Source organism: Mycobacterium sp. (assembly GCF_049278535.1).
In the GTDB taxonomy this organism is placed as follows: Bacteria; Actinomycetota; Actinomycetes; order Mycobacteriales; family Mycobacteriaceae; genus Mycobacterium.
In genome coordinates, this window is the sequence record NZ_JBAPMI010000196.1 from 1 (window position 1) to 23,540 (window position 23,540).

A 23,540-nucleotide genomic window follows, 5' to 3' on the forward strand; every position below is an offset into this window, starting at 1 on the left:
GGCCATCCCGGGCGCCCGCTACGTGGTGATCGACGGCATGGGCCATGACCTCCCCGAACCGGTGTGGCGGCCGATCGTCGAGACCCTGACCGAGAACTTTGCCCGAGCGCCCATCAGGTGAGCGGGCTCACAGGAATTGGGACTTGCCAACACCGATTTGAGACACTGCATCCATGAGTTCCCAAAACCACCGCGGGGTTGCCAGGCTTGACCGGGTGCCGTTGCCGGTCGAGGCGGCTCGCATCGGCGCGACCGGGTGGCAGGTCACCCGCACCGCTGCCCGCGTCCTGACCAAGCTGGCCGGCAAAGGCCCGTTGCAGCAAAAGGTCATCAGGCAACTGCCGCAGACCTTCGCCGACCTGGGCCCGACGTACGTCAAGTTCGGCCAGATCATCGCCTCCAGCCCCGGCGCCTTCGGCGAAGAGCTGTCGCGCGAATTCCGCGGCCTGCTCGACCGGGTTCCGCCGGCCGACAAGGACCAGGTACACAAGCTGGTCGCCGAGGAGCTCGGCGGCGACCCGTCGGACCTGTTCGCCAGCTTCGAGGAGGAGCCGTTCGCGTCGGCGTCGATCGCCCAGGTGCACTACGCCACGCTGCACAGTGGCGAGGAGGTCGTCGTCAAGATCCAGCGACCGGGCATCCGTCGCCGGGTGGCCGCCGACTTGCAGATCCTCAAGCGCTTCGCACAGACCGTCGAGCTGGCCAAGCTGGGTCGCCGGTTGTCGGCGCAGGACGTCGTCGCGGACTTCTCCGACAACCTGGCCGAAGAGCTGAGTTTCCGCCTCGAGGCACAGTCGATGGAGGCCTGGGTTTCCCACCTGCATGCGTCGCCGCTGGGCAAGAACATCCGGGTGCCCGAGGTCTACTGGGACCTGACCTCCGAGCGCGTGCTGACGATGGAGCGGGTGCAGGGCATCCGCATCGACGACGTTGCCGCCATCCGCAAGGCCGGATTCGACGGCACCGAGCTGGTCAAGGCCCTGCTGTTCAGCCTCTTCGAAGGCGGCCTGCGGCACGGCCTGTTCCACGGCGACCTGCACGCCGGCAACCTGTATGTCGACGATCAGGGCCGCATCGTGTTCTTCGATTTCGGCATCATGGGTCGCATCGATCCGCGCACCCGCTGGCTCTTGCGCGAGCTGGTGCACGCCCTGCTGGTGAAGAAGGACCACGCGGCTGCCGGCAAGATCGTCGTGCTGATGGGCGCCGTCGGCACGATGCGGCCGGAGGCCGAGGCCGCGAGGGATCTGGAGAAGTTCGCCACCCCGTTGACCATGCAGACGCTGGGCGAGCTGTCCTATGCCGACATCGGCAAGCAGCTCTCGACATTGGCCGACGCCTACGACGTGAAGTTGCCGCGTGAGCTGGTGTTGATCGGCAAGCAGTTCCTTTATGTCGAGCGCTACATGAAACTGCTGGCTCCGCGCTGGCAGATGATGTCCGACCCGCAGCTCACCGGCTACTTCGCTAACTTCATGGTGGAAGTTGCTCGCGAGCACAACGAATCCGGCGTCGACGTCTAAGAGGTTCAACTTATGCAAATCCGCACCGGCACAGCACGTTCGGGCGATTTGGACATCTACTACGAAGACATGGGCGAACCGAGCGACCCGGCCGTCCTGTTGATCATGGGCCTGGGCTCGCAGCTGCTGCTGTGGCGCGACGGCTTCTGCGAGAAACTGGTCGCGCAGGGCCTGCGGGTGATCCGCTACGACAACCGCGACGTCGGCCTGTCCAGCAAGACCGAGCGACGCGGCAGCGCCGGGGCGATGGTCCCGAACATGGTCAAGTTCTTCTTCGGCATTCCCGGCCAGGCCGATTATCGGCTGGAGGACATGGCCGATGACGCGGCGGCGCTGCTCGATCACCTCGACATCGACCGCGCCCACATCGTCGGTGCGTCGATGGGCGGCATGATCGCCCAGATCTTCGCGGCCCGGTTCGCCCTGCGGACCCGCTCGCTGGCGGTGATCTTCTCCAGCAACAACCAGCCGTTGCTGCCGCCGCCGCATCCGCGGGCGCTGTTCGCCGTCCTGCGAGGACCCTCGCCCAATTCGCCGATCGACGTCATCGCCGACTACTCGGTGAAGGTCTGGCGGATCATCGGCAGCCCCCGCTACCCGGCACCCGAGCAGCGGCTGCGCGACGACGCCATCAAGGCCTACGAACGGTGCTACTACCCGTGGGGAACGGCCCGGCATTTCGGCGCGATCCTCGCCAGCGGCAGCCTGGCCCGCTACGACCGGCAGATCACCGCGCCGACCGTGGTCCTGCACGGCAAAGCCGACAAGTTGCAGCGACCGTTCGGCGGCCGGGTGATCGCCCGCGCGATCCGGGGCGCCCGCCTGGTGTTGTTCGACGGCATGGGCCACGACCTGCCCGAAGAGCTGTGGGACCAGGTCACCGGCGAGCTAACCGCCACGTTCGCACAAGCCTGATCCTGGGTTTCTCCGATTCGGCCTGACCAGGCCAATCGACTAGCATGGCCACCGGATCACCCGGGGGGCAGGGTAGTCACACCCGAGACGGGCAGACACCAGAAAATCCAGGAAGGCGCGCTGCGCAATGGCCGAAAAGCTCAGGCCGCATTTCGAAGACGTCCAAGCCCACTACGACCTGTCGGACGAATTTTTCCGGCTTTTCCTCGACCCGAGCCAGACCTACAGCTGCGCCTACTTCGAACGCGACGACATGACGCTGGAAGAAGCCCAGCAGGCCAAGGTCGACCTGGCGCTGGGCAAGCTCGGCTTACAACCCGGTATGACGCTGCTCGACGTGGGCTGCGGCTGGGGCAGCACGATGCGCCGCGCGGTCGAGAAGTATGACGTCAACGTCATCGGCCTGACGCTGTCCAAGAACCAGGCAGGACACGTGCAGAAGACGCTGGACGCGATGGACAGCCCCCGGACCAAGCAGATCAGGCTGGCCGGCTGGGAGGAGTTCGACGAGCCGGTGGACCGGATCGTGTCGATTGGGGCATTCGAGCACTTCGGCCACGACCGCTACGACGACTTCTTCGCCATGGCCAACAAAGCTCTGCCCGACGACGGGGTGATGCTGCTGCACACCATCACTGGCCTGACGCCGACGCAGATGACCGAACGCGGCATGCCTTTGACGTTCGAGCTGGCCCGATTCATGAAGTTCATCATGGAAGAGATCTTCCCCGGCGGCCGGTTGCCGTCGATCGAGATGGTGGAAGACAGCTCCTCGAACGGGGGCTTCACCCTGACCCGCCGGGAGTCCCTGCAGCCGCACTACGCGAAGACGCTTGACTGTTGGTCCACGGCGCTGGAGGCGCACAAGGACGAAGCCATCGAGATCCAGTCCCAAGAGATGTACGACCGCTACATGCATTATTTGACCGGTTGCGCCAAGCTATTCCGGGTCGGCTACATCGATGTCAACCAATTCACCCTGGAGAAGTGAACGCCAGCCGCACAATGTACAACGATGTTGTTACTCCGGAGTCCGATAAGGCCGGGGTATGGTGCTCACGCAACCTGGGTGTGGGGTAACACCGCAGGCAGTAGGAAGGGTGATTAAACGCTGATGTCTGAGAAGCAAGGGCCATTGCAGACAAGGACGCGTCCGGAAGACATCCAGGCGCACTACGACCTGTCCGATGACTTCTTCGGGTTATTTCAGGACCCGACGCGGACCTACAGCAGCGCCTACTTCACGCGCGACGACCAGTCGCTGGAGGAAGCCCAGATCGCCAAGGTCGATCTGAACCTCGACCAGTTGGACCTGAAACCGGGCATGACGCTGCTCGACATCGGCTGCGGCTGGGGCACCACGATGAAGCGGGCCGTCGAGAAGTACGACGTCAACGTCATCGGCCTGACGCTCTCCAAGAACCAGCACGCCCGTGCCCAGCAGATACTGGACGATCTGGACACCGACCGGTCCCGCCAGGTGTTGCTGCGCGGCTGGGAGGACTTCAGCGATCCCGTCGACCGGATCGTTTCCATCGAGGCCTTCGAGCACTTCGGCTTCGAGAACTACGACCACTACTTCAAGAACGCGTTCAACATCATGCCCGAGGACGGGCGGATGACCGTGCAAAGCAGCGTGGCCTATCACCCGTACGACCTGAACGCCCGCGGCAAGAAAATCACCTTCGAGACGGCGCGGTTCATCAAGTTCATCCTCACCGAGATCTTCCCCGGCGGTCGCTTGCCGTCCACCGGCATGATGGTCGAGCACGGCGAGAAGGCGGGTTTTATTGTGCCCGAACCGCTTTCGTTGCGGGAGAGCTACGTCAAGACCCTGCATCTCTGGGGTAACGCGCTGGAGGCCAACAAAGCCAAGGCCATCGAGATCCAGTCCGAAGAGGTCTACGAGCGGTACATGAGGTACCTGCGCGGCTGCGAGCGCTACTTCACCGAGGAAGTCATTGACGTCAGCCTGGTCACCTACCTGAAGCCGGGCGCCGCGGCCTGATTTTCCTTTCCGCCGCTGTCGGATTGTGACTGCGCGGTTCGTCAGACAGGTAGAGAGTGGAACACAGGGTTTCGCTCACTACCGGAGGTGACCACGATGCAGTACCTCGCGTTGTTGATCAGTAAAGAGCGGGAGCTCACGCCCGACGAGCGCGCTGAAGGGATGGCGGCTTACCAAAGCTTCCACGCCAAAGCCGCGTCGGCGATCCGCGCCGGCGACGCGCTGTTGCCGTCGGCTACCGGCGCCCGCATCACGGGTGGTCCCGAGGCGCCGACGGTGACCGACGGACCGTTCGCCGAGGCGGCGGAGATCGCCTGCGGCTACTACGTGTTCGAAGCCGAGAATCTTGACGACGCGCTGGCACTGGCCCGCGACATTCCCGCCGCGCAGGACGGCGCGATCGAGGTTCGGCCAGCCTTCCACACCTTCGACTCCGAGTGGACCGCGCGTTCCGACGCCCAGTGGCTGGCGCTGCTATTGGAGCCGCCGGCCGCGGTCAACACCCCTGGCACACCGGAGTGGGAGGCCGAAGCAGCGCGGCACGGCGAATTCGCGGGTGCCGCAGGCAACCACATCGTCGGCGGCGCGGCTCTGCACGAGCCGGCGACGGCGACCACCGTGCGGGTTCGCGATGGCCAGGTGATCCTCACCGATGGGCCGTTCGCCGAAAGCGCCGAGATCGCCACGGGTGTCTACCTGCTGTCGGCGGCCGACCGCGACGAGGCCGTCAAGCTGGCATCGATGATTCCCGCTTCTGCTGTGGAGCTGCGGCAGTTGGCCGGGGTGTCGGGGCTCTAGCCCACGAATGGTCAACCTGGACGGCGTCTTTCGGCGGGAGTGGGGACCGGCCGTGGCCGCGCTGGCCCGGTGGTCGGGTGATCTCACCGTCGCCGAGGACGCCGTTCAGGAAGCCTTCGCCGAAGCGCTGCGGACCTGGCCGCGCGACGGCGTGCCGGACAACCCCGGTGGATGGGTGCTGACCGTGGCGCGCAACCGCGCCCGCGACCGATTGCGTCGCGAGTCGGTGCGCCCGGGAAAGGAATTGGCGGCGGTGGTCGACGACATCCGGGCGCGCACCGAGGTGGATGTCCATCCGGTTCGCGACGACGAGCTGCGAATGATGTTCACCTGCGCGCATCCTGCGCTCGATCGAGTGTCACAGCTGGCGCTGACGCTGCGACTGGTGTCGGGGCTTACCGTCGCCGAGATCGCCCGCGCGCTGCTACAGACGGAAGCTGCTGTCGGGCAACGTATTACCCGAGCGAAGACCAAAGTCCGGCACGCGAACATTCCGCTGCGGGTACCGCCGGCCGAGTTATTGCCGGAGCGCACGCCGCATGTGCTCAGCTGCATCTATTCGGTGTTCACCGAGGGCTACTGGTCGACAGCCGGGCCGTCGGCGATTCGCGACGAGTTGTGCGACGAGGGCGTCCGGTTAGCATCCGAGCTGTGCAAACTGATGCCGACCGAGCTGGAGGCTCATGCGTTGGAAGCCCTTGTACTGCTGCATGATTCGCGACGGGCAACCCGAGTGGACGCCGACGGCGCGCTGGTGCCACTCGAGGAGCAGGACCGGGGCCGATGGGACCGCGGCCGGATCGCGCGCGGCCTGGATCGGCTCCGGCTGGCGCACGGGTCGACCGGCCCCTACCTGCCGCAGGCGGTGATCGCCGCGCTGCATGCGACGGCGCCGTGCTGGGAGCAGACCGACTGGCGCACGATCTGCACGGCCTACGACAGGTTGTCGGGGATGACGGATTCGCCAGTGGTACGCGCCAACCGGGCCTTGGCGGTCGGTTTCCGCGACGGCCCGGACGCCGGCCTGGCCGCGCTGGAGATGGTCGCCCACGACCCGCGGCTCGCGCGGTCCAACCTGGTCGCATCGGTGCGCGCCGACCTGCTGCGCCGCGCCGGACGACGAGCGGACGCGCTCAGCTGGTATCGAATTGCATTGGAGTCCAACGGTTCCGACCCGGGTCGCGACTACCTGCGCAGACGCATTGTCGAGTGCGGCGGATAGGCTATCGATCAGGAATGGCCGCGTTGGCCCAACTCGCCGCTGAGAAATGATTCGCCCGGTGATGTAGAGCTCGCCGTCCAGGTAAACGCCGAGATCGCCGGTGAACCCCGCCTTGCTTATTCGGAGAAGTTACGGGTGACGGCCGGGTCGACCGGGATGCCCGGGCCGTTGGTCGTCGACACCGTGATCTTCTTCAGGTAGCGGCCTTTTGAGGACGACGGCTTGTGCCGCAGCACCTCGTCGAGCGCCGCGCCGTAGTTCTCCGCAAGCTGCTGCTCGCCGAAGGACGCCTTGCCGATGACGAAGTGCAGGTTGGCCTGCTTGTCGATGCGGAAGTTGATCTTGCCGCCCTTGATGTCCGACACCGCCTTGGTGATGTCGGGGGTGACCGTACCGGTCTTCGGGTTGGGCATCAGGCCACGCGGTCCGAGAATCCGCGCGATGCGGCCGACCTTGGCCATCTGGTCGGGGGTCGCGATCGCCGCGTCGAAGTCGAGGAAGCCGCCCTGGATCTTCTCGATCAGGTCGTCGCTGCCGACCACGTCGGCGCCGGCAGCGGTTGCCTCGTCAGCCTTTTCGCCGACCGCGAACACCGCGACCCGGGCGGTCTTACCGGTGCCGTGCGGCAGGTTGACCGTGCCGCGGACCATCTGGTCCGCTTTGCGCGGATCCACCCCGAGCCGGATGGCCACCTCGACGGTCGAGTCCTGCTTGGTCGACGACGTCTCCTTGGCAAGCTTGGCGGCCTGCAGCGGGGTGTAGAGGCTGTCGCGGTCCACCTTCTCGAGGGCGGCGCGATATGCCTTGCTGTTCTTGCTCATTCGTTAATCCAATCTGATGTTGGGTCGTGGTTGATGTAGCGGGCCGAAGCTGGCCCTCCCACGGGGACGCCGTCTTATTCGACGGTGATCCCCATCGACCGGGCAGTCCCGGCGATGATCTTGGCGGCTGCGTCGATGTCGTTGGCGTTCAGGTCGGCCTTCTTGGTCTCAGCGATCTCGCGGACCTGATCCCAGGTGACCTTGGCGACCTTGGTGACATGCGGCTCGGGCGAGCCCTTGGCCACCTTCGCGGCCTTGAGCAGCAGCCTGGCAGCCGGCGGCGTCTTCAGCGCGAACGTGAAGCTGCGGTCCTCGTACACGGTGATCTCCACCGGGACGACGTTGCCGCGCTGGCTTTCCGTCGCGGCGTTGTACGCCTTGCAGAACTCCATGATGTTGACGCCGTGCTGGCCGAGCGCCGGACCGACCGGCGGAGCCGGGTTGGCCGCACCGGCCTCGATCTGCAGCTTGATCAGCCCGACGACCTTCTTCTTCGGGGCCATGAGTGTTGGTGTTCCTTCCTAATTGCCGGACTTCTCAGCGGGACCTCCCGCATCGTCGTCCGGCGCCGTATCTCTAAATCTTGGAGACCTGGGTGAAGCCCAGTTCGACAGGTGTTTCGCGGCCGAAGATGGACACCAGCACCTTGAGTTTCTGTTGTTCGCCGTTGACCTCGTTGATCGTCGCCGGCAGCGTGGCGAACGGTCCGTCCATCACGGTCACCGACTCGCCGACCTCGAAGTCGACCTCGATCACCGCGCGTTCCAGACCGCCTTCGCTGGCCGCCGTCGCGGTGCTCGCGGCACCCTTGGCGGGCTTCTTGGCGGCGCCCTGCGGCAGCAGGAACTTCACCACGTCGTCGAGCCTCAGCGCCGACGGACGAGACGTCGCGCCGACGAATCCGGTGACGCCCGGGGTGTTTCGCACCGCGGACCACGAGTCGTCGGTCAGATCCATCCGCACCAGGATGTAACCCGGCAGCACCTTGCGATTGACCTGCTTGCGCTGGCCGTTCTTGATCTCGGTGACCTCTTCGGTGGGCACTTCCACCTGGAAGATGTAGTCGCCGACGTCCAGATTCTGCACACGGGTTTCGAGGTTGGCTTTCACCTTGTTCTCGTAGCCGGCGTAGGAGTGGATGACGTACCAGTCGCCAGGCTTGCTGCGCAGATCGGCCTTCAACGCCGCGGCCGGGTCGACCTCTTCGGGCTCAGCCGGCTCCGCTTCGGGCTCAGCCGGCTCCTCGGGTGCGGCGGCAGCCTCAGCCGGCTCAACGGCCTCCTCGGCCACCGGCTCGGCGCTGGCCGTCTCCGGTGCATCGTCAGCAGTCACGTCTTGCAGCGCAGCTTCGATGTCGACCGTCTCACCCACCGGCAGATCGCCGTCGGAGGTAGTCACGGTTTATGGGTCCTTCCCTTAAATGTCAGCTCGTGGTGGCGTCAGCCGAACACCAGCAGCACCAGCTTGGCCAAGCCCAGATCCACCAGGCCGATCAACGTCACCATGAACACCAGGAACACCAACACCACCGAGGTGTAGGAGCCCATCTGCTTGCGGTTGGGCCAGATGACCTTGCGCAGCTCGGCAACGACCTGCTTGAGGTAGTTGACGACGAACACGATCGGATTGCTCGACGGCTCGTCCGATGTACGGGCCTTCTTGGCTTTCTTCGCCTTCTTGGCGGCCTTGGCGTCGTCGGCGTCGCTGTCGGTGAGCTCGACTGCGCCGGATGCGTTACCGGCGTCAGCCCGCTGACGGGACCGCTTGCCGGTGGGTCGCTGCGGGGTCACCACGGCGGTGCGACCGCCCTGCGAGTCGTCTGTTCCGCCGCCGTCGGCTGCGGCGTCGGCATCGACGCGTTCGTCGCTCACCGCATGCTCCTTCGTTCAATCGTGTGCGTGGTGGTCACCTTCCAGTGTCCACCATTGCAGGGGCGACAGGACTTGAACCTGCAACCTGCGGTTTTGGAGACCGCTGCTCTGCCAGTTGAGCTACGCCCCTTCGCTGGTTGGCAGGCCAACCTGCGCGTGTCGGGACTCACCTGACGCGCGCGCTCTCCACCTTAAGGAAAAACACGCTGGTAATGGGAAAACCCCGAGCTGCGAGTGTACAACGCAGCAGGTGTCAGGTACTAATTACGCCGTCCTGACGATCTGCCCGCTTTCCGTGTCCCACTTGATATTGATCGAGTCGTCGCCCTCGTGCCCCATCACCGTCGTGTAGGCCTCCAACACGAGCTCTCCGGCCTGGTTGGTGCAGGTGTTCCTAGTCACCACGATGTCGGCCCCGAACCGCTCCACGACGGAATGGACCTCCATCCGGGCGTGCAGCACGTCGCCGGCAAGGATCGGCTTGTGATAGATAAACCGCTGGTCGACCTGGACGATCTGCATCGTCTCGTAGCCGGTATCAACGTGGCGCATGAAGTCGGCCTGGACCAGCTGCCCAAGGATCGTGACAAAGGTCGGCGGCGCGACCAGGGCGTCATATCCGAGTTCGGCGGCAGCCCCTTCATCCAGACTGGCCGGGTCGTCGGCCTTGACCGCCTTGGTGAATTCGCGCAACTTCTCGCGGCCCACCTCATAGCTGTCTGAATAGTCCCAACTCATTCCGAGAATGTCGGTGTTGATCGCCACCGTTACGCCAGCTTCGCCGAAGCGATCGCCCGACCGAAGATCTTCTTCCCATCGGTGGTAGCCGTCAACGCGATCGTCACCGACTTGCTTTCCGGATCGAGCGACTTCACCCTGCCGGTGAACACGATCTCGGCGCCTTTGCCGTCGTTGGGCACCGGTACCACCGCGGTGAACCGCACGTTGTACTCGGTGACCGCGCCCGGATCGCCGACCCACGAGGTGATGAAGCCGCCGCCCAGACCCATGGTCAGCATGCCGTGCGCGATCACTGTGTCCAGACCGACGACCTTGGCGATTTCGTCGTCCCAGTGAATCGGGTTCAGGTCACCGGAGACGCCGGCATAGTTCACCAAATCCTGGCGGGTCAACGGGTAGACCTTCTCCGGAAGTTGGTCACCCACCTTCACCGAATCGAACTCACGCAGTGGCATCGCTGAAACCCTCTTCTCCGTCTTCACCTGCACGACCTGCCAGGGTCGTATAAGTTTCCTGAACTACCTCACCAGCATCGTTGGTGATGGTCTGCTTGGTCATGACGATGTCGGTGCCGTGGGCGCGCCGTACCGACTCGATCTCCACGTCGCAGTAAAGGCGATCGCCCACTTTAATCGGCGCGAAATACTTCAGCGACTGATCAACCTGAACGACCTGCGCCTCCTGAATGGCGATATTGGCCCACTCGAAGAACGCCGCCACGGCTTGGTAACCGAACACCGAGATGAAAGTCAGCGGAGCCAGCAGCCCGTCGTAGCCCCGCTCTTCGGCAGCTTTCTCCTCGAAGAACACGATGTCGTCGTTCTTGACGGCGACCGCGTACTCGCGAACCTTTTCCCGCTCGACGATGTAGTGATCGGGGTAGCGGAAGCGCTTCCCGATGGCATTCTGGCCTAGCGACATGACTCTTGAATCTACCTAGTCCGTCTGAGTAGATAGCTGACGGATCCCGTTAGCGGGTCTCGCGGTGCGCCTGGTGCTTGCCGCAATTCGGACAGAACTTCTTCAGCTCCAGCCGGTCGGGGTCGTTGCGGCGGTTCTTCTTGGTGATGTAGTTGCGGTGTTTGCACACCTCGCACGCCAAGGTGATCTTGGGCCGTACGTCGGTACTGGAGGCCACTTCAGTTCTCTTTTCCGGTTCTCGTTGTTGTCTTGTAGCGATGGCCGGACTCGAACCGGCGACCTAACGATTATGAGTCGTTCGCTCTAACCGACTGAGCTACACCGCCTCGGGACTGCTTTGCCTTCGTTCCGGGCCGCCTGTCTGCTCGGCGTCCACCGAGCCCCCTAACGGAATCGAACCGTTGACCTTTTCCTTACCATGGAAACGCTCTACCGACTGAGCTAAGGGGGCCGCACCCGTAGCGACCGGTAGGTCAATGCCTTGGGCCTAAAAGAGGGTACAGCCTGGTCTGCGAGGGCACCAAACGGTGAGGTTTACCCCGCGTCGCGGGCCCGCTTAGGCTGTGCAGGTGTCTGACACCGATCAATTGTACTTCCGTCAATTGCTCTCCGGCCGCGACTTCGCCCAGGGTGACGGGATCGCGACGCAGATGCGCAACTTTGCCTACCTGATCGGCGACCGGCAGACCGGGGACTGCGTCGTGGTCGACCCGGCGTACGCCGCCGGCGACCTGGTCGATGCGCTCGAGGCCGATGGCATGCACCTGTCCGGGGTGCTGGTCACCCACCACCACCCCGACCACGTCGGCGGCTCGATGATGGGCTTCGAGCTGAAGGGTCTGGCCGAGCTGCTCGAACGCGTCAGCGTTCCAGTCCACGTCAATTCCCAAGAGGCGCAGTTTGTTTCGCGGATCACCGGGATCCCGATGAGCGATCTCACCTCGCATGAGCACGGCGACAAGGTCAGCGTCGGCGCCATCGACATCGAGTTGCTGCACACGCCGGGTCATACGCCGGGCAGCCAATGCTTTTTGCTCGACGGCCGATTGGTAGCGGGCGACACTTTGTTCCTGGAGGGTTGTGGACGCACCGACTTTCCCGGTGGTGACTCCGACGAAATGTTCCGGAGCCTGCAGAAGCTTGCTCAGCTAACTGGAAATCCAACGGTATTTCCCGGACACTGGTATTCGCTTGAACCAAACGCCTCGCTGTCTGAGGTCAAGCGCTCAAATTATGTCTACCGAGTCGGTAATCTTGAGCAATGGCGAACCCTGATGGGCGGATAACTGCGCGTGTGGGCTCTCCAGCGAATATTCACGCGGCCAAGCGCGTGATTTAGGCGAAAGCGATGGCTTCTTCAAATGGAATGGATTCGCGATCGATGGCATGAGGTTGCGGGCACGGGGTCCACTACCTGGTTGGCGTGGGCCGTATGGGCTTTGCTCGCGCTCGGGGTCGTCGCCCTCGTGTATGCCAACGTCCAAATCCGGCGCAACCAACGACTGGCGTCCGAGGAAAACCGGCCGCACGTCGGGATGTTCATGGAGCCCCATGCCGCCGACTGGCATGTGATTGAACTAGTCGTCCGGAATTTCGGAAAAACTCCCGCCTACGACATCTCGTTCACCTTTCCGCACCCCCCAACCGTCGCTGAATACGAAAACGCCACCGACGGTTATGCCGACGTCGTGGAACTGCAACTCCCCCGCCAGCTGCCGACATTGGCGCCCGGCCAGGAATGGCGCACGGTGTGGGATTCAGCGCTCGACCGCACGGAGCTCGGTGAGGGCATCGAATCGCGCTTCCCCGGCACGGTGACCTTCTACGACCGCGTCGAGGTTCCCCGCGGCTGGAAGTTCTGGCAGCGTCGCCGGCAAGCGCTGGAGACCAAGGTGGTGCTCGACTGGGCGTCGTTGCCGCCGGTCCAGCGGATCGAGCTGATGACCAACCACGACCTGGCCAAGCGGGAAAAGCAGAAGCTGGAACTGTTGCGCAGCCTGCTGACCTATTTCCACTACGCCACCAAGGAAACTCGCGCCGACGTGTTCCGCGCCGAGATCGAGCGGATCAACCGCGCGGTCGACGAGACCAAGGATCGGTGGCGTACCCGGCAGATCGAAGCGCCGCCGACTGACGTCAGCCTGCGCTGGGGTGACGCCGAAGATGAACTAGGCAAGCACCGCGGCGAGCGGGCGGTCTGATTCAATCGACTCCATGAGCGACGGTCCGGTCACATATCGCCTCGATGATTCCATCGCGTTCATCACGATGAACGACGGCAAGGTCAACGTTCTCGGCCCGACGATGCAGCAGGCCCTCCACGAGGCGCTCGACCACGCCGACCGCGACGATGCCGGCGCTGTCGTGATCGCCGGAAACGACCGGGTTTTCAGCGGCGGGTTCGACCTGAAGATCCTGACGTCCGGCGAAATCCAGCCCGCGATCGACATGCTGAAGGGCGGCTTCGAACTGTCCCATCGGCTGCTCTCCTACCCCAAGCCGGTGGCGATGGCCTGCACCGGCCACGCCATCGCGATGGGCGCTTTCCTGCTGGCCAGTGGCGATCACCGAGTTGCGGCCCCCGCCTACAACATTCAGGCCAACGAGGTCGCGATCGGGATGACGATTCCGTACGCGGCGCTGGAAGTGATGAAGCTGCGGCTGACCAGGTCGGCCTATCAGCAGGCCGCGGGGTTGGCGAAGACGTTCTTCGGTGAGACCGCGGTGGCCGCGGGCTGGATCGACGAAATCGTGCTGCCCGACATGGTGCTCAGCCGCGCCGAGGAAGCCGCGCGGGATTTCACGACGCTCAAACAGCACGCCCATGTCGGCACCAAGCTGCGCGCCCGAGCCGAGGCGCTGACCGCGATTCGCGCCGGAATCGACAATATGGCAGCCGAATTCGAGGTCTAGCTGCTCAGGCGACCGGTCGCCGGAAGCACTCGAGGTATTCGTCCCAGTTCCAGGTGGACAGGAAGTCAATCGCCCCGTTGTAGCCGCTCTGATAGAGCTCTTGCATCTGCTTTGCGCCGATGTTGAAGTCGAGAAATCCGACCTTGGATGAATCGACGCGGATCGCCCGCGAGTCGACCCATGGCTGATTCAGATAAGTCTGGTCTCGGCCGACGATCATCGTGGTGATCAACGCCTCGATCAGTGGCGGCCCGCCGAAGAGCCAATTCACCGGCCCCAGAACCGGAATCACTTTGTCATTGCCTTGCGGGAGGTTGGGCAGCAACGTGACTCCGAAGGTCGGCCAGCGTGGCGGCTTACCGTCACGACGGTCGAACGAGTCGATCGGGAAGTTCGACAGCATGCCGCCATCGACCAGCGTGGACGTCAGGCCGCCGGCGCTGGTCACCTTGGTGGTTCGGAAGAAGAACGGAATCGACATCGAGGCGCGAACGGCGTCGGCAACCTGCTGTTCGTCGGGGTCGAGGCCATACAGTCGGTGGTAGTCCCACGGTAGGCGGACCAACTGCCCGGTGGTCACGTCGGTCGCCGTCACGACCAATCGGTAGCGCTGCTCCGGCGGCAGGTGCGGGGCGTCGATAGCCAGGTCGCCAAAGGTGCGCACGCCGAGGTTGGCCAGCTCGGAACGGATCCAGTCGTGAGCGAAATCGCCCTTGTAGATACCGGTTTCGCTCAATACGCCCCACGCTGGGCCGAGCAACGGGATACCGGTGAGGCGCGTCGGGTCGAGGAATTTTCGGTAGGGCAGCGTCATGGTGAGCTGCTCGAGCTGCTCGGGGGTCAGTTCGTCGGCGCCGGCCGCCAGGATCGCGCCGACGATCGAGCCCGCCGACGTGCCGGAAACCCGCTGTATCGCGTATCCCGCTTCCATCAGGGCGACCGCGGCGCCGGCCAGGCCGATGCCCTTGACGCCGCCACCCGAGAGGACGAGGTCCGCCTTGAGTTCGGTAGTCACTCTGCGAACTGTAGCCGCTAGGCCAGGCGAAGCTCGCTCGACTCTGCCGCGACCGGCGTGACCAGCGCAAGGACTGCCTCATAGCGCTCCGTGACGTCGGCGCGGTCCGACGGGTCGGTCACCGTGGCCAGACTCAAACGCTGAATCGCCTCGGCTTGGCGGATCAGCGGGGTGCGGCGTCTACGATCGGGAGTTTGTTCGATGACCTTTGCCAAGGCATCAAGTTGCCGAATCATAATGGCGGGCATTCCAATTGCGGCCTGCCGGATGGTGTCGAAGCAGCGCTCCACAATCCGGTCGAAATCGGGCTGGAAGGCGATGAGGCGTATATGCCCGTCGGCGTCACGCCGGATCCGATGCGGATGCCAAGAGGTGGAAAGTCGGACCAGGCAATCGGCAATCCAGTCCACACAGGTCATCCCGGTAAACGTGTCGTTGACCGCGGGCGACAGCGCGCGCAACGCGATCTCGACCAGTTGATCGAAGCCGAACGAAATATCCTGCGGAAGTGTGCGATAGGCGCCCGTCACATGTCCCAGCGCCAGACGTTCCTCAACGGTCTCGGCAGCTTCGGGCGGCCATACTCGGGCGATCACCTGACCGGCCACCACGAAATGCCCAGGACGGTAAGGCAATTGAACGACTGCATCGGCCTTCGCCGCGATTTTCACCAACGCATCATGCCGGATGACCTGAAGATAGCCGCTGCGCGGCGTGCGGATCGGGGCGCCGGACTCGGCCAACTGCGCCAGCAGTTCCTTGTGCGACCGGCCGCGTGCCGCGCCGACCCCGAAATCGCTACCGCGCTCAAACCCCTCGATCTCGGCGTCCAGCGTGGCGGCAATCTTGGCAATCACCACTGGAAGCTGAATCATCGAAGCGATGTGATTGAAGAAGAAGATCAGCACGGCGACATCGAGCAGCGTGAACAGTAGGGTCACCGTGATCGACAGATGGGGAACGAAATCGCCATGTGGACCGCCGCCCACCGAGACCAGGGCGATCATCGCGTAGCAGAACGACGCCACGAAAGTTCCCAAGGCAATTTGAGTTCCGGGGTCCCGGACGAAGTTGCGCAGCATTCGCGGCCCGAACTGCGTTGAGGCAAGCGTCAGGGCCACGATGGTGATCGAGAAGACGATGCCGACCACGGTGATGATCGCCGCGGCGACGGTCGCCAGCAGCACCCGCGCGACATCGGAGGTGCCGCTGAGCACCCACGACGGCAGCTGGATCGCTCCGTCATACGCCGCGCGGTCGACTGAGTAGGTGACAACGAAGAGCACCACGACCGCAACCGTTTCCATGACTGGAACGATCCACAGGTTGGTCCGCAGCGCCTCGCGTCGCCAATCAGCCTCGAAGTACGGACTCTGCACCTAGCAAAAGTTAAGCGCGCGGGGCTCTCCGCGCGCGTTTATTGACAATATCTTTACGGATCTGCTGAAACCCAGTCGTAGGGAAGAAATTTCCCGTCAAGTGTCACCACGACGCGGTCGCCGGACGGGTGCGGCTTCTTCTGCACGTCGACGCTGAAGTTGATCGCGCTCATGATCCCGTCGCCGAACTGCTCGTGAATGAGCTCCTTGACCGCCGGCCCGTAGACCTGCAGGGCCTCGTAGAAACGGTAGATAGTCGGGTCGGTGGGCACCGCCGTGGGCAGCCCGCCGCGCATGGGCACGGCGGCCAGCAGCGGGATCACCGCCTCGTCGAGGCCGAGCATCCCGACCAGGATCTTGGCCAGCTCAGCGGGAATCGGCTGCTGGCCGAGTAGCGCCGACGTGGTCCATACCACCGGTCGGTCGATCGCGTCGGCCAACTCCTGCCAGGTCAGGCCTTTAGCCAGGCGGGCGACCACGATCTGTTCGGTGATCTCGTTGCGCGTCATGGTTACCAGCATGAACTATTAGGCCTCCTTCGGTTTTGGGACCACATGCGATATCACACCGCGTCAGCTGCCATCGGCGCTGTTCGGGGCTTGAGGATCAGGCTGGTCACAATCGCGGCGATGCCGATCGCGACGCAGATCCACAACGCCGAGTGGAAGGACGCCTCGGTGCCCTCCCCGACAACCGTTCCGGCCCAGGCGAATCCGGGCGAGCCACCGATGCCGAACGCGGCATTGCTGATCCCCGGCAGTGACCCCGGCTCGTCCTCGGGCGCCTGTATGACACCGAGCGCGGCCATCGGCGTGAGCACCACACCCATCGACATGGCGAACACAAGCATGAGCATGATGGCCATATATCGCCCGAGCGCAAAGACCGCGAGCAGCGCCGTGGCAGTCACATTTACGGCGAAACGCCGAGCCTAAATCCCGAGCAGGCGTTCGGCGTTGGAGTGGGCGATCTTCTCCTTGTCCGCCGGCGGGATTGGCATCTGCTCCAGGAACTTCCGGCCGGCTTCCATGTTGGCGAACGGATAGTCGGCGGTGAACACCACCCGGTCGATGCCGATCACGTTGGCCATCGCCTGATAGGCGTTGAACGACAGGCTCCAACTCGGATCGGTCGCGCCCGGTTCTTGATTGGCGTAGTCGCCGGCCAGGATGCCACCGTAGAAGTTCTCCCGCAGGTATTCCTTGACGGTCCGCTTCAGACCGCTCTCCTCCGGCGGAAATGAGTGGTCCGTTCGCCACGCCATCCAACTCAGCGCCTCGAAGTGATGCCCGACGATGACCTGCAGCTTGGGAAAGCGGTCGAAGACACCGCCGAGAATGATTCTCACGCAATGGATTCCGGTATCAATGTGCCAGCCCAGCCCCGCGACGGCCAGCTTGGCCGACACCGCCGGCGCCAGACCCCGGTAATACGCGTCGATCACCGGCCGGGGCGGCACGGTGGGATGCAGATAAATCGGCACGCCAAGGGATTCGGCGGATTCGAACACCGGCCAGAAAAACTGGTCGTCGAGGTAGCGGCCATCGATGTGGCCGTTGATCAGCGCGCCGACGAAGCCGTGGTCGCGCACGGTTCGCTCCAGCTCGGCCACGGCAGCCGTCGGGTCGCGCATCGGCAGCGTGGCAAACCCGAGGAACCGGTCGGGATGCTCGGTGGCGGCGGCGACCACGGCGTCGTTGGCCTGCCTGGCCAGCTCGACGGCGCGCGGTATCTCGACAGCCTCGACGCCGGGCACGTTGGAGAGGATCTGCACGTCGATACCCGCCGCGTCCATCGCGGCGATTCGCCGCTGCCCCAAGTCCTCAATGCCCGCCGGCGGCCAACCGCGTCCGCCCCTGCTCTCGTCGAACAATGCGCGCGGGCTGTTGGGGTGAGCGTCCGCGATAGCCGGGAGCGTGTAGTGCTCCTCGAAAGCAATGATCTTCATCAGCCCACTCATACCGAACGGATCTGAGTATGAGCTGCAAGCGCAACGGTCAGGTGGTGTGGGCGATCAACACGTCGATCTTGGCTCGAGTGGCGACGGCTCCGGGTATCGAGAACACCCGGCCGATGATCGCGGCTCCGGTGTCCAGCCCGACATTGCCGACCACCAGCAGATCGGCGCCGACCTCCTCGGCAAGGTCCACCAACGCATGGACGGGCGCACCCTTGATCGGGCGATCCTCGATGTTGGTGGCCCCGGCCGCCTTCGCGCGATCGCGTGCATCGTGCAACATCGCATAGACAGGCGCGTTTCCGGAGACCTTGTAGCCCTCCTGCCCAAGGGCATCGATAGCGCGTAGGTCATCCTTCTCCGGTAAATAGCCGGTCGCGATGATCAGCTTGGCGTTGGACTCGGCGGCAATCTTGCCGGCCCGGTCGACCGCGCGTAGCGAAGACTCGGAGCCGTCGGTGCCGACCACCACAGTCTTGTAGGTCGTCATGTGCCCTCCACAGCGTCGTTTTTGGTGGTCGGATGCGTATCAAGCTATCCGGCGCGGGTCGTTCCCGGCGGCTGACACGATGCGAGCAACCAGCTTGCCGCCACGGACGACTTTAATCGTCTCCCCGGCGGCAACCCGGTCGAAACACCGCCCTGCACGTTTTCGCAGTTCGTCAAGCCCGACCCACCCGCCGGTGTCCGGTGCCATGACTTTGACAGATCGCTCCGAGATCGGCGCCACCCTCCAGTCACCGATCGACACGATCCGGGCCACCAGCTTGCCGTGACGGATGACATCGATCGTCTCCCCGGCGCCAACCCGATCGAGATACCCACATGCGTGACTCCGAAGTTGGCCTACGCCAATCACTTCCCGCATTTCGCTCCGATCTTTGTGTTCACCGGCCGGCCGCGCGATGTCGAATTAGGCGTGTGCGCAGAGCTGCTGCCAGCCGATCGCGCTCAGTATATGACTGTACGTGCGGTCAGTGTCAATATTCAGCCGGCCGGCGCCAGCATGTCCTTCCATCCGTCGTCTCCTGTTTTCCTCGAATCCTCGACCGCGTACTTGGCACCGTCGGGCCCTACCAGTTCGCCGCTCTGTGGACTGTAGACAGCCGTGGGAGGCCCGCCGGGGGTATAAACGCAGGGGTTCGGCTGTTGGCCGTTGCACTGCACGCTCCCCGATCCCGGCCGCTGCAGCGGATCGCTGGCGGGAGGTGGCGTCCCTGTCACCTTGTCGGCAGGCGCCGGGTTGAGGCCCGTGTTGATCGACGGCGCGGCTATCACGTGGCCGGGGTCGACCGGCTGGTCACAGCGAGCACCGGGCGCCGGACAGTTGAGGATCTGATTGGGGTCGCCGTACCACGGGTTAGTGCCCAACGGAACGTACGGTTTCCGATCGCGGCACTCGCGCGGTGTCGCAGCGCGTTTGCCGGGGACATCGACGCACGGAACGTTACGTGCCCCGCGCACGGCGTTGGCCGGAATGTCTTGCGGGATCTTGCAATACGTTCCGGACGGCAACGGCGCCAGGCTGGTGTCTGCCGGAGACCGCCACTGAGGCGCGGGGAGAAAGCCGGTCGTACACGGCGGCGGCTGGTTGATCGTCAGCGCGGTGTCGAGCGAGGCGTAGCCCGGGAACGCCACTGTTGCCGTCTCGGCGGCCGCGGCGTTTTGCGGCAGGAATACCAGCAGTTGCTCGACGCCCTTGTGGTAGCGCTTGAGCATGTCGAGCACGATCTCGAGATTCGCCAGCGTCTGCGGAAGCGACTCGCGGACATCGCTGAACACCGAGTTGACCAGATCCGCAGTCGGCGCCGCTTGGGTCAGGATGTTGCGCAGGTGCTGGTCGTTTTCTGCGGTCTGCGCGAACAGCACATCCAGGTTGTGCGACCAGCGCCCGATTGCGTCGCTCGAGGTGACCTGGCTGTCCAGGATCGGTGCGGAGCTTTCGATGATGTCGTTGACATCGGAGATGTTGGCCTTGAAGTCACCGGCGATAGCCTGGGTCGCGTCGACGAGCCGTTGCAGTGCCGGCCCCAGCCCGCCTACGGCTTGGGCCGTCTCGTCGAGCAGCGAGGCGATCTTGTCCTTCGGCAGCACGGCCAGCCCGCGGTTGGCGGCGTCCAACGTCGGCCCGATCTCAACGGGCACAGTGGTTTTGGTAATAGTCTGTCCCGGCGAGAAGTAGCTGCCCTGATTGCCTTCCGACACCAGATCCACGTACTGCTCGCCGACCGCCGACACCGAATGCACGTTCGCCGACGCGTCGATTGGGATCTTGTACCGGTCGGCGATACTCATGGTCGCCCGCACACCGTCCTCGGTCGGCTCGACGGCGGTGACCTTGCCGATGGTTTCACCGCGGTACGTCACGTTGGACGTCTTGTACAGTCCGCCCGACGTGGGCAGCTCCAGCTTCAGCGTGTACTGGCCGATCCCCACCGCAGTCGGAATCCGCAGGTAGTACCAGCCCAGCGCAATCGCTGTGACCACACTCAGCATGGTGAACAGAACCAGCTGACGCCAGATGAAACGGGTCAACATTGCCTGTCCGCCCTTTCGACCAGCGGACCGCCGGGAACGTCGTTCGGGTTCGGGGTGTATCGGACGTCGGGGATCATCGTTTCGGGGTCACGACCGTAGGACTGCTCGAGCGCGCGCAGCGCTCCCGAGAATCCGGTCCCGGTGAGCATCGCGTTGTCGACCGCGCTCAGCGTGAGGTCGAGCGTCAGTGACAGATTGAAATAATCACCCCGGAACGACTTCGGCACGGCATCGAGATCGAACGGCTGGACGAGGATCAGCTTGAGCGCGCGGATCAAATACTGTGAGGCACGGCCGAGTTCTCGCAGCGGGCACTGCAGCGACAGCAGGTCCTGATGGAGGTCGCCCCGCGAGGCGGACAAGTATTGGTCGGCAACTTGGCTGAGCCGGCCAATCGCGTCCACCGCGTTGATCAGAAGGTTCTGCTTTTCGGCGAAATGCTTGATCAGCGGCGGGAATTCGGTGAGCACCCGGTCCAGAACGTCCGAGCGGGAAGCGACAAAGGCCAGCAGCCGGTTGGTGGAGTCGATCACTCGAATAATGTCACCGCGTTGCTCGTCGAGTCGTGCGGTGAAGGTGTCCAGCTTGCCGAGGAAAGCCCGGATCTGCCCGGCCCGCCCATTCACGACGTTGTAGATCTCGTTCTGCAGCGATTCGAGGTTCGGGATTCCACCGCCGCGCAAGATCAAGGCGAGACTGGCCAGCGTCTGCTCCGTCGACGGGTAGGCCGACGAATTCGTCAGCCGGATGGTGTCGCCGTTCTTCAGTGGCTTCGGGGACGGATTGGGTGGCGCGGCCAGCTCCACATGCTGAGAACCGAGAAGGCTGGTCTGCCCGATCTTGGCGGTGGCGTTTTCCGGCAATTTGACGCTCTTGTCCAGACCCAGCCTCAACGTCGCGACCCAGTTCGACAGCGTGATCCCACGCACCGTGCCGACAAAGACATCGGCCACCCGCACCCGGCTGTTGTCGTTCAGAGCCAGCGTGTCGGGCATCTGCACGTAGACGGTGTAGGAGCCGGCTCCGCTGCCAGGGCCGCCGGGCATCGACACATTCGCGATTCCGTGCCAGCTCGCGCACGACGCCAGCGTGACGGCAACCACCGGGAGAACTAGACCCCGCCGGGCCCGGCGCACCAGTCCACGCTTCACGGGCCACCTCCTGCCGGTGCGGACGCCGCCTCAGCGGGCAACGGCGGTCCTGGCGCCGCTCCGGACACTGGGGTCGGTGCGACCGGACCCGGGACCACGCCCGGCCCGGGCGGTGGCGGCGGGATCGGTCCCGGATTACCGGGTACGCCAATGAAGGGCGCCGGGCCGGGCGCCTCGTCGTACGCGTTCGGCGGTCCGGGCGGGGTCTGCAGGTTTGACTGAACCGGTGCAATGTCCGGGCCGCCCATGAGTTCGCCCAGCGATTCGGGGGTCAACAGGGCGGCCGTGATCGGCCCTACCTTCACGCCCTGCATGCCCGGCGCGGTAATCCAGCCGTGCTGAGTGTTCTTGTGGGACAAGGGTGTATCGGGCACCCAGATCCCGGGAACGGTGGTGTCCTTGTATCCGTTCGGCGGGTGCAGCCGGTCCTCGGAGTAGGCGACTTCCTTGGGGAGCGTCTCGGCGGTGCTGAACATATTGAGCCCGAACGGCAGATAGTTGAACTTGATCGCATCGAGAATCGGTGCGAGGTATTGCGCACAGAGTTCGGCGGATTCTTGATAGCCGAGCCGGCTGCCGGCCTGAATCATGCTGCAGAGGAACTGCATTGGGTTCGTGAAGTTCGGGATCGCCGGAATGGACATCACGGCACCGTGCGACGGGTGATAGATCTCGCTGAGGTTCGCGCTCAGCGTCGGAAGGACATGCAGGCCGGTCTCCAAACCATTCAGCGGCTCGGGCTGCACCAGCGTGGTGGTCACGGTGGCGAGGTTGTCGATGTCGCGCGTCAGCACCTCGCGGTTTTTGTCGAGGAACGGGCGAACTGTGGTGAGGAGACCGTCGAACTGCTGTATCGCGTTGGCCAGCTCATGATCGGAGTTGGTCAAGTTGTCGGTGAACTGTGCCAGATTGGTGTTCAACGCGACGAACTGCCGGTCATCTTTGTGCAGGGCGTTGACGAAAAGCGCCAAACTGCGTGCCACCGCGAAGAAGTCGCCACGCCCCTGGTTCAGCACGGTCAACGACCGTGACAGGCTGTCCAGCGTGGTGTTGATCTGTTTGCCCTTGCCGGCCAGCCCATCGGCATAAGACTCGATGACCTCGCCGAACGGTCCCTTGGGCTGCTCGGGTGTCGGGCCGAGTTTGGAGATGATGTTGGCGACGCTTCCGCGAAGTTGGTCCCACTCCGTCGGCACCTCAGTGCGTTCGATCGGGATCACCGAGTTGTCGGCCAGCACCGGACCACCTTTGTACGGTGGCTCCAACTGAATGCTTCGCGACGCCACCAGGGTGGGGTTCAGGATCACCGCCGATGCGTTGGCGGGCACCTTGTATTTGTTGGCGTAGTGGAAGGTCACCTTCATCTTGTCGCCGGCCGGTTCGATCTCGTCCACGGAGCCCACCCGAATGCCCATGATCTCGACCCGGTCGCCGGAATACAGTGCGTTGGCAGCCGGGAAGTAGGCCACCACAGTGTTATTCGTGAACTTTTTGTACAACTGGAATCCAACGAACGCGAGGGCAAGCGCCAGCGCGACGGCGAGCGCGCCGATGATCACCGATCTCCGCGGCCGCAGTTTGCGGGAAAAAGAGGTGCCGTTCAATTCTGGTTACCTCCCGTGATACCGCTACCGCCGGCGCCGCCCGGGTTGATGAACGGAGCCGGCAGTTGCTCACCCGGTCCCTGCGGCGCCGGACCCGGCGGCAGCGCGGGCGCAAACATCGACGGCGGCGGGGGCGGGCCGGCTGGCATCAGCGGCTCGGTGC

General features: G+C 64.1%; 27 protein-coding genes, 3 tRNA genes and 1 pseudogene. 10 read left to right on the forward strand and 21 right to left on the reverse strand.

Annotated features, from left to right (window positions below):
* The 7 genes and pseudogenes from WAO18_RS13415 to WAO18_RS13445 all read left to right on the forward strand — a co-directional run.
* Positions 1–121 (forward strand): annotated as a pseudogene (locus WAO18_RS13415) (alpha/beta hydrolase); the annotation flags it as partial.
* Positions 122–173: 52 nt separating this feature from the next.
* Positions 174–1,523: an ABC1 kinase family protein gene (locus tag WAO18_RS13420; protein ID WP_422206758.1), complete on the forward strand. Its 1,350-nt coding sequence runs from the start codon at positions 174–176 to the stop codon at positions 1,521–1,523.
* Between the two features lie 12 nt (positions 1,524–1,535).
* Positions 1,536–2,438 carry an alpha/beta fold hydrolase gene (locus tag WAO18_RS13425; protein ID WP_422206759.1) on the forward strand — a complete coding sequence of 301 codons (903 nt, stop codon included), beginning with the start codon at positions 1,536–1,538 and terminating at the stop codon, positions 2,436–2,438.
* A 127-nt stretch (positions 2,439–2,565) separates the two neighbouring features.
* Positions 2,566–3,429, forward strand: a complete 864-nt coding sequence (locus WAO18_RS13430) for a cyclopropane mycolic acid synthase family methyltransferase (RefSeq protein ID WP_422206760.1) — start codon at positions 2,566–2,568, stop codon at positions 3,427–3,429.
* A gap of 123 nt (positions 3,430–3,552) precedes the next feature.
* Positions 3,553–4,446, forward strand: a complete 894-nt coding sequence (locus WAO18_RS13435; protein ID WP_422206761.1) for a cyclopropane mycolic acid synthase family methyltransferase — start codon at positions 3,553–3,555, stop codon at positions 4,444–4,446.
* 96 nt (positions 4,447–4,542) lie between these two features.
* Entirely contained in the window at positions 4,543–5,244 is a 702-nt protein-coding gene (locus tag WAO18_RS13440) for a YciI family protein (protein WP_422206782.1), read from the forward strand.
* Between the two features lie 7 nt (positions 5,245–5,251).
* Entirely contained in the window at positions 5,252–6,466 is a 1,215-nt protein-coding gene (locus tag WAO18_RS13445) for an RNA polymerase sigma factor (protein WP_422206762.1), read from the forward strand.
* Between the two features lie 116 nt (positions 6,467–6,582).
* On the opposite strand, the gene rplA is transcribed toward WAO18_RS13445, so the two are convergent.
* The 11 genes from rplA to WAO18_RS13500 form a co-directional block, all read right to left on the reverse strand.
* Positions 6,583–7,287 (reverse strand): 50S ribosomal protein L1, encoded by a 705-nt coding sequence (gene rplA, locus WAO18_RS13450; protein WP_422206763.1) that lies wholly within the window; start codon positions 7,285–7,287, stop codon positions 6,583–6,585.
* Positions 7,288–7,361: 74 nt separating this feature from the next.
* Complete coding sequence (rplK, locus tag WAO18_RS13455) at positions 7,362–7,790, reverse strand: 50S ribosomal protein L11 (RefSeq protein ID WP_422206764.1); 429 nt, start codon at positions 7,788–7,790, stop codon at positions 7,362–7,364.
* Between the two features lie 73 nt (positions 7,791–7,863).
* Positions 7,864–8,577 carry a transcription termination/antitermination protein NusG gene (gene nusG / locus WAO18_RS13460; protein ID WP_422206783.1) on the reverse strand — a complete coding sequence of 238 codons (714 nt, stop codon included), beginning with the start codon at positions 8,575–8,577 and terminating at the stop codon, positions 7,864–7,866.
* A gap of 149 nt (positions 8,578–8,726) precedes the next feature.
* Complete coding sequence (gene secE / locus WAO18_RS13465) at positions 8,727–9,158, reverse strand: preprotein translocase subunit SecE (RefSeq protein ID WP_422206765.1); 432 nt, start codon at positions 9,156–9,158, stop codon at positions 8,727–8,729.
* A 57-nt stretch (positions 9,159–9,215) separates the two neighbouring features.
* Positions 9,216–9,288 (reverse strand) — tRNA-Trp (locus WAO18_RS13470).
* Between the two features lie 134 nt (positions 9,289–9,422).
* Positions 9,423–9,923, reverse strand: a complete 501-nt coding sequence (gene hadC, locus WAO18_RS13475; protein WP_422206766.1) for a (3R)-hydroxyacyl-ACP dehydratase subunit HadC — start codon at positions 9,921–9,923, stop codon at positions 9,423–9,425.
* A gap of 2 nt (positions 9,924–9,925) precedes the next feature.
* Positions 9,926–10,354 carry a (3R)-hydroxyacyl-ACP dehydratase subunit HadB gene (gene hadB / locus WAO18_RS13480; RefSeq protein ID WP_422206767.1) on the reverse strand — a complete coding sequence of 143 codons (429 nt, stop codon included), beginning with the start codon at positions 10,352–10,354 and terminating at the stop codon, positions 9,926–9,928.
* Positions 10,341–10,820 (reverse strand): (3R)-hydroxyacyl-ACP dehydratase subunit HadA, encoded by a 480-nt coding sequence (gene hadA, locus WAO18_RS13485; protein ID WP_422206768.1) that lies wholly within the window; start codon positions 10,818–10,820, stop codon positions 10,341–10,343. The genes hadB and hadA overlap by 14 nt, the downstream gene beginning before the upstream one ends.
* Positions 10,821–10,869: 49 nt before the next feature.
* Positions 10,870–11,037 (reverse strand): 50S ribosomal protein L33, encoded by a 168-nt coding sequence (gene rpmG / locus WAO18_RS13490; RefSeq protein ID WP_003898538.1) that lies wholly within the window; start codon positions 11,035–11,037, stop codon positions 10,870–10,872.
* 35 nt (positions 11,038–11,072) lie between these two features.
* Positions 11,073–11,146 (reverse strand) — tRNA-Met (locus WAO18_RS13495).
* A gap of 52 nt (positions 11,147–11,198) precedes the next feature.
* A tRNA-Thr gene (locus tag WAO18_RS13500) sits at positions 11,199–11,271 on the reverse strand.
* Between the two features lie 118 nt (positions 11,272–11,389).
* Between WAO18_RS13500 and WAO18_RS13505 the strand changes: the two genes are divergently transcribed.
* From WAO18_RS13505 to WAO18_RS13515, 3 genes are all read left to right on the forward strand, one after another.
* On the forward strand, positions 11,390–12,106 hold the full coding sequence (locus WAO18_RS13505; protein ID WP_422206769.1) for an MBL fold metallo-hydrolase: 717 nt from the start codon (positions 11,390–11,392) through the stop codon (positions 12,104–12,106).
* 75 nt (positions 12,107–12,181) lie between these two features.
* Positions 12,182–13,021 carry a hypothetical protein gene (locus WAO18_RS13510; protein WP_422206770.1) on the forward strand — a complete coding sequence of 280 codons (840 nt, stop codon included), beginning with the start codon at positions 12,182–12,184 and terminating at the stop codon, positions 13,019–13,021.
* Between the two features lie 13 nt (positions 13,022–13,034).
* On the forward strand, positions 13,035–13,733 hold the full coding sequence (locus WAO18_RS13515) for a crotonase/enoyl-CoA hydratase family protein (protein WP_422206771.1): 699 nt from the start codon (positions 13,035–13,037) through the stop codon (positions 13,731–13,733).
* A 4-nt stretch (positions 13,734–13,737) separates the two neighbouring features.
* Here the strand turns inward: WAO18_RS13515 and WAO18_RS13520 are convergent, their stop codons facing one another.
* The 10 genes from WAO18_RS13520 to WAO18_RS13565 form a co-directional block, all read right to left on the reverse strand.
* Positions 13,738–14,748 carry a patatin-like phospholipase family protein gene (locus WAO18_RS13520; RefSeq protein ID WP_422206772.1) on the reverse strand — a complete coding sequence of 337 codons (1,011 nt, stop codon included), beginning with the start codon at positions 14,746–14,748 and terminating at the stop codon, positions 13,738–13,740.
* Between the two features lie 17 nt (positions 14,749–14,765).
* A complete protein-coding gene (locus WAO18_RS13525; protein WP_422206773.1) occupies positions 14,766–16,127 on the reverse strand; it encodes a DUF2254 domain-containing protein in 1,362 nt (453 codons plus the stop codon).
* A 53-nt stretch (positions 16,128–16,180) separates the two neighbouring features.
* Positions 16,181–16,648 (reverse strand): cyanase, encoded by a 468-nt coding sequence (gene cynS, locus WAO18_RS13530; protein WP_422206774.1) that lies wholly within the window; start codon positions 16,646–16,648, stop codon positions 16,181–16,183.
* 41 nt (positions 16,649–16,689) lie between these two features.
* A complete protein-coding gene (locus WAO18_RS13535; RefSeq protein ID WP_422206775.1) occupies positions 16,690–17,037 on the reverse strand; it encodes a hypothetical protein in 348 nt (115 codons plus the stop codon).
* Between the two features lie 21 nt (positions 17,038–17,058).
* Positions 17,059–18,075: an amidohydrolase family protein gene (locus WAO18_RS13540; protein WP_422206776.1), complete on the reverse strand. Its 1,017-nt coding sequence runs from the start codon at positions 18,073–18,075 to the stop codon at positions 17,059–17,061.
* 49 nt (positions 18,076–18,124) lie between these two features.
* On the reverse strand, positions 18,125–18,574 hold the full coding sequence (locus WAO18_RS13545) for a universal stress protein (RefSeq protein WP_422206777.1): 450 nt from the start codon (positions 18,572–18,574) through the stop codon (positions 18,125–18,127).
* 39 nt (positions 18,575–18,613) lie between these two features.
* Positions 18,614–18,952 carry a type II toxin-antitoxin system Phd/YefM family antitoxin gene (locus WAO18_RS13550; protein WP_422206778.1) on the reverse strand — a complete coding sequence of 113 codons (339 nt, stop codon included), beginning with the start codon at positions 18,950–18,952 and terminating at the stop codon, positions 18,614–18,616.
* 119 nt (positions 18,953–19,071) lie between these two features.
* Positions 19,072–20,622: an MCE family protein gene (locus tag WAO18_RS13555; RefSeq protein WP_422206779.1), complete on the reverse strand. Its 1,551-nt coding sequence runs from the start codon at positions 20,620–20,622 to the stop codon at positions 19,072–19,074.
* On the reverse strand, positions 20,616–21,773 hold the full coding sequence (locus tag WAO18_RS13560) for a virulence factor Mce family protein (protein ID WP_422206780.1): 1,158 nt from the start codon (positions 21,771–21,773) through the stop codon (positions 20,616–20,618). The genes WAO18_RS13555 and WAO18_RS13560 overlap by 7 nt, the downstream gene beginning before the upstream one ends.
* A complete protein-coding gene (locus tag WAO18_RS13565; protein ID WP_422206781.1) occupies positions 21,770–23,377 on the reverse strand; it encodes a virulence factor Mce family protein in 1,608 nt (535 codons plus the stop codon). Before WAO18_RS13565 ends, WAO18_RS13560 begins: the two co-directional genes overlap by 4 nt.
* Positions 23,378–23,540 lie beyond the last annotated feature (163 nt).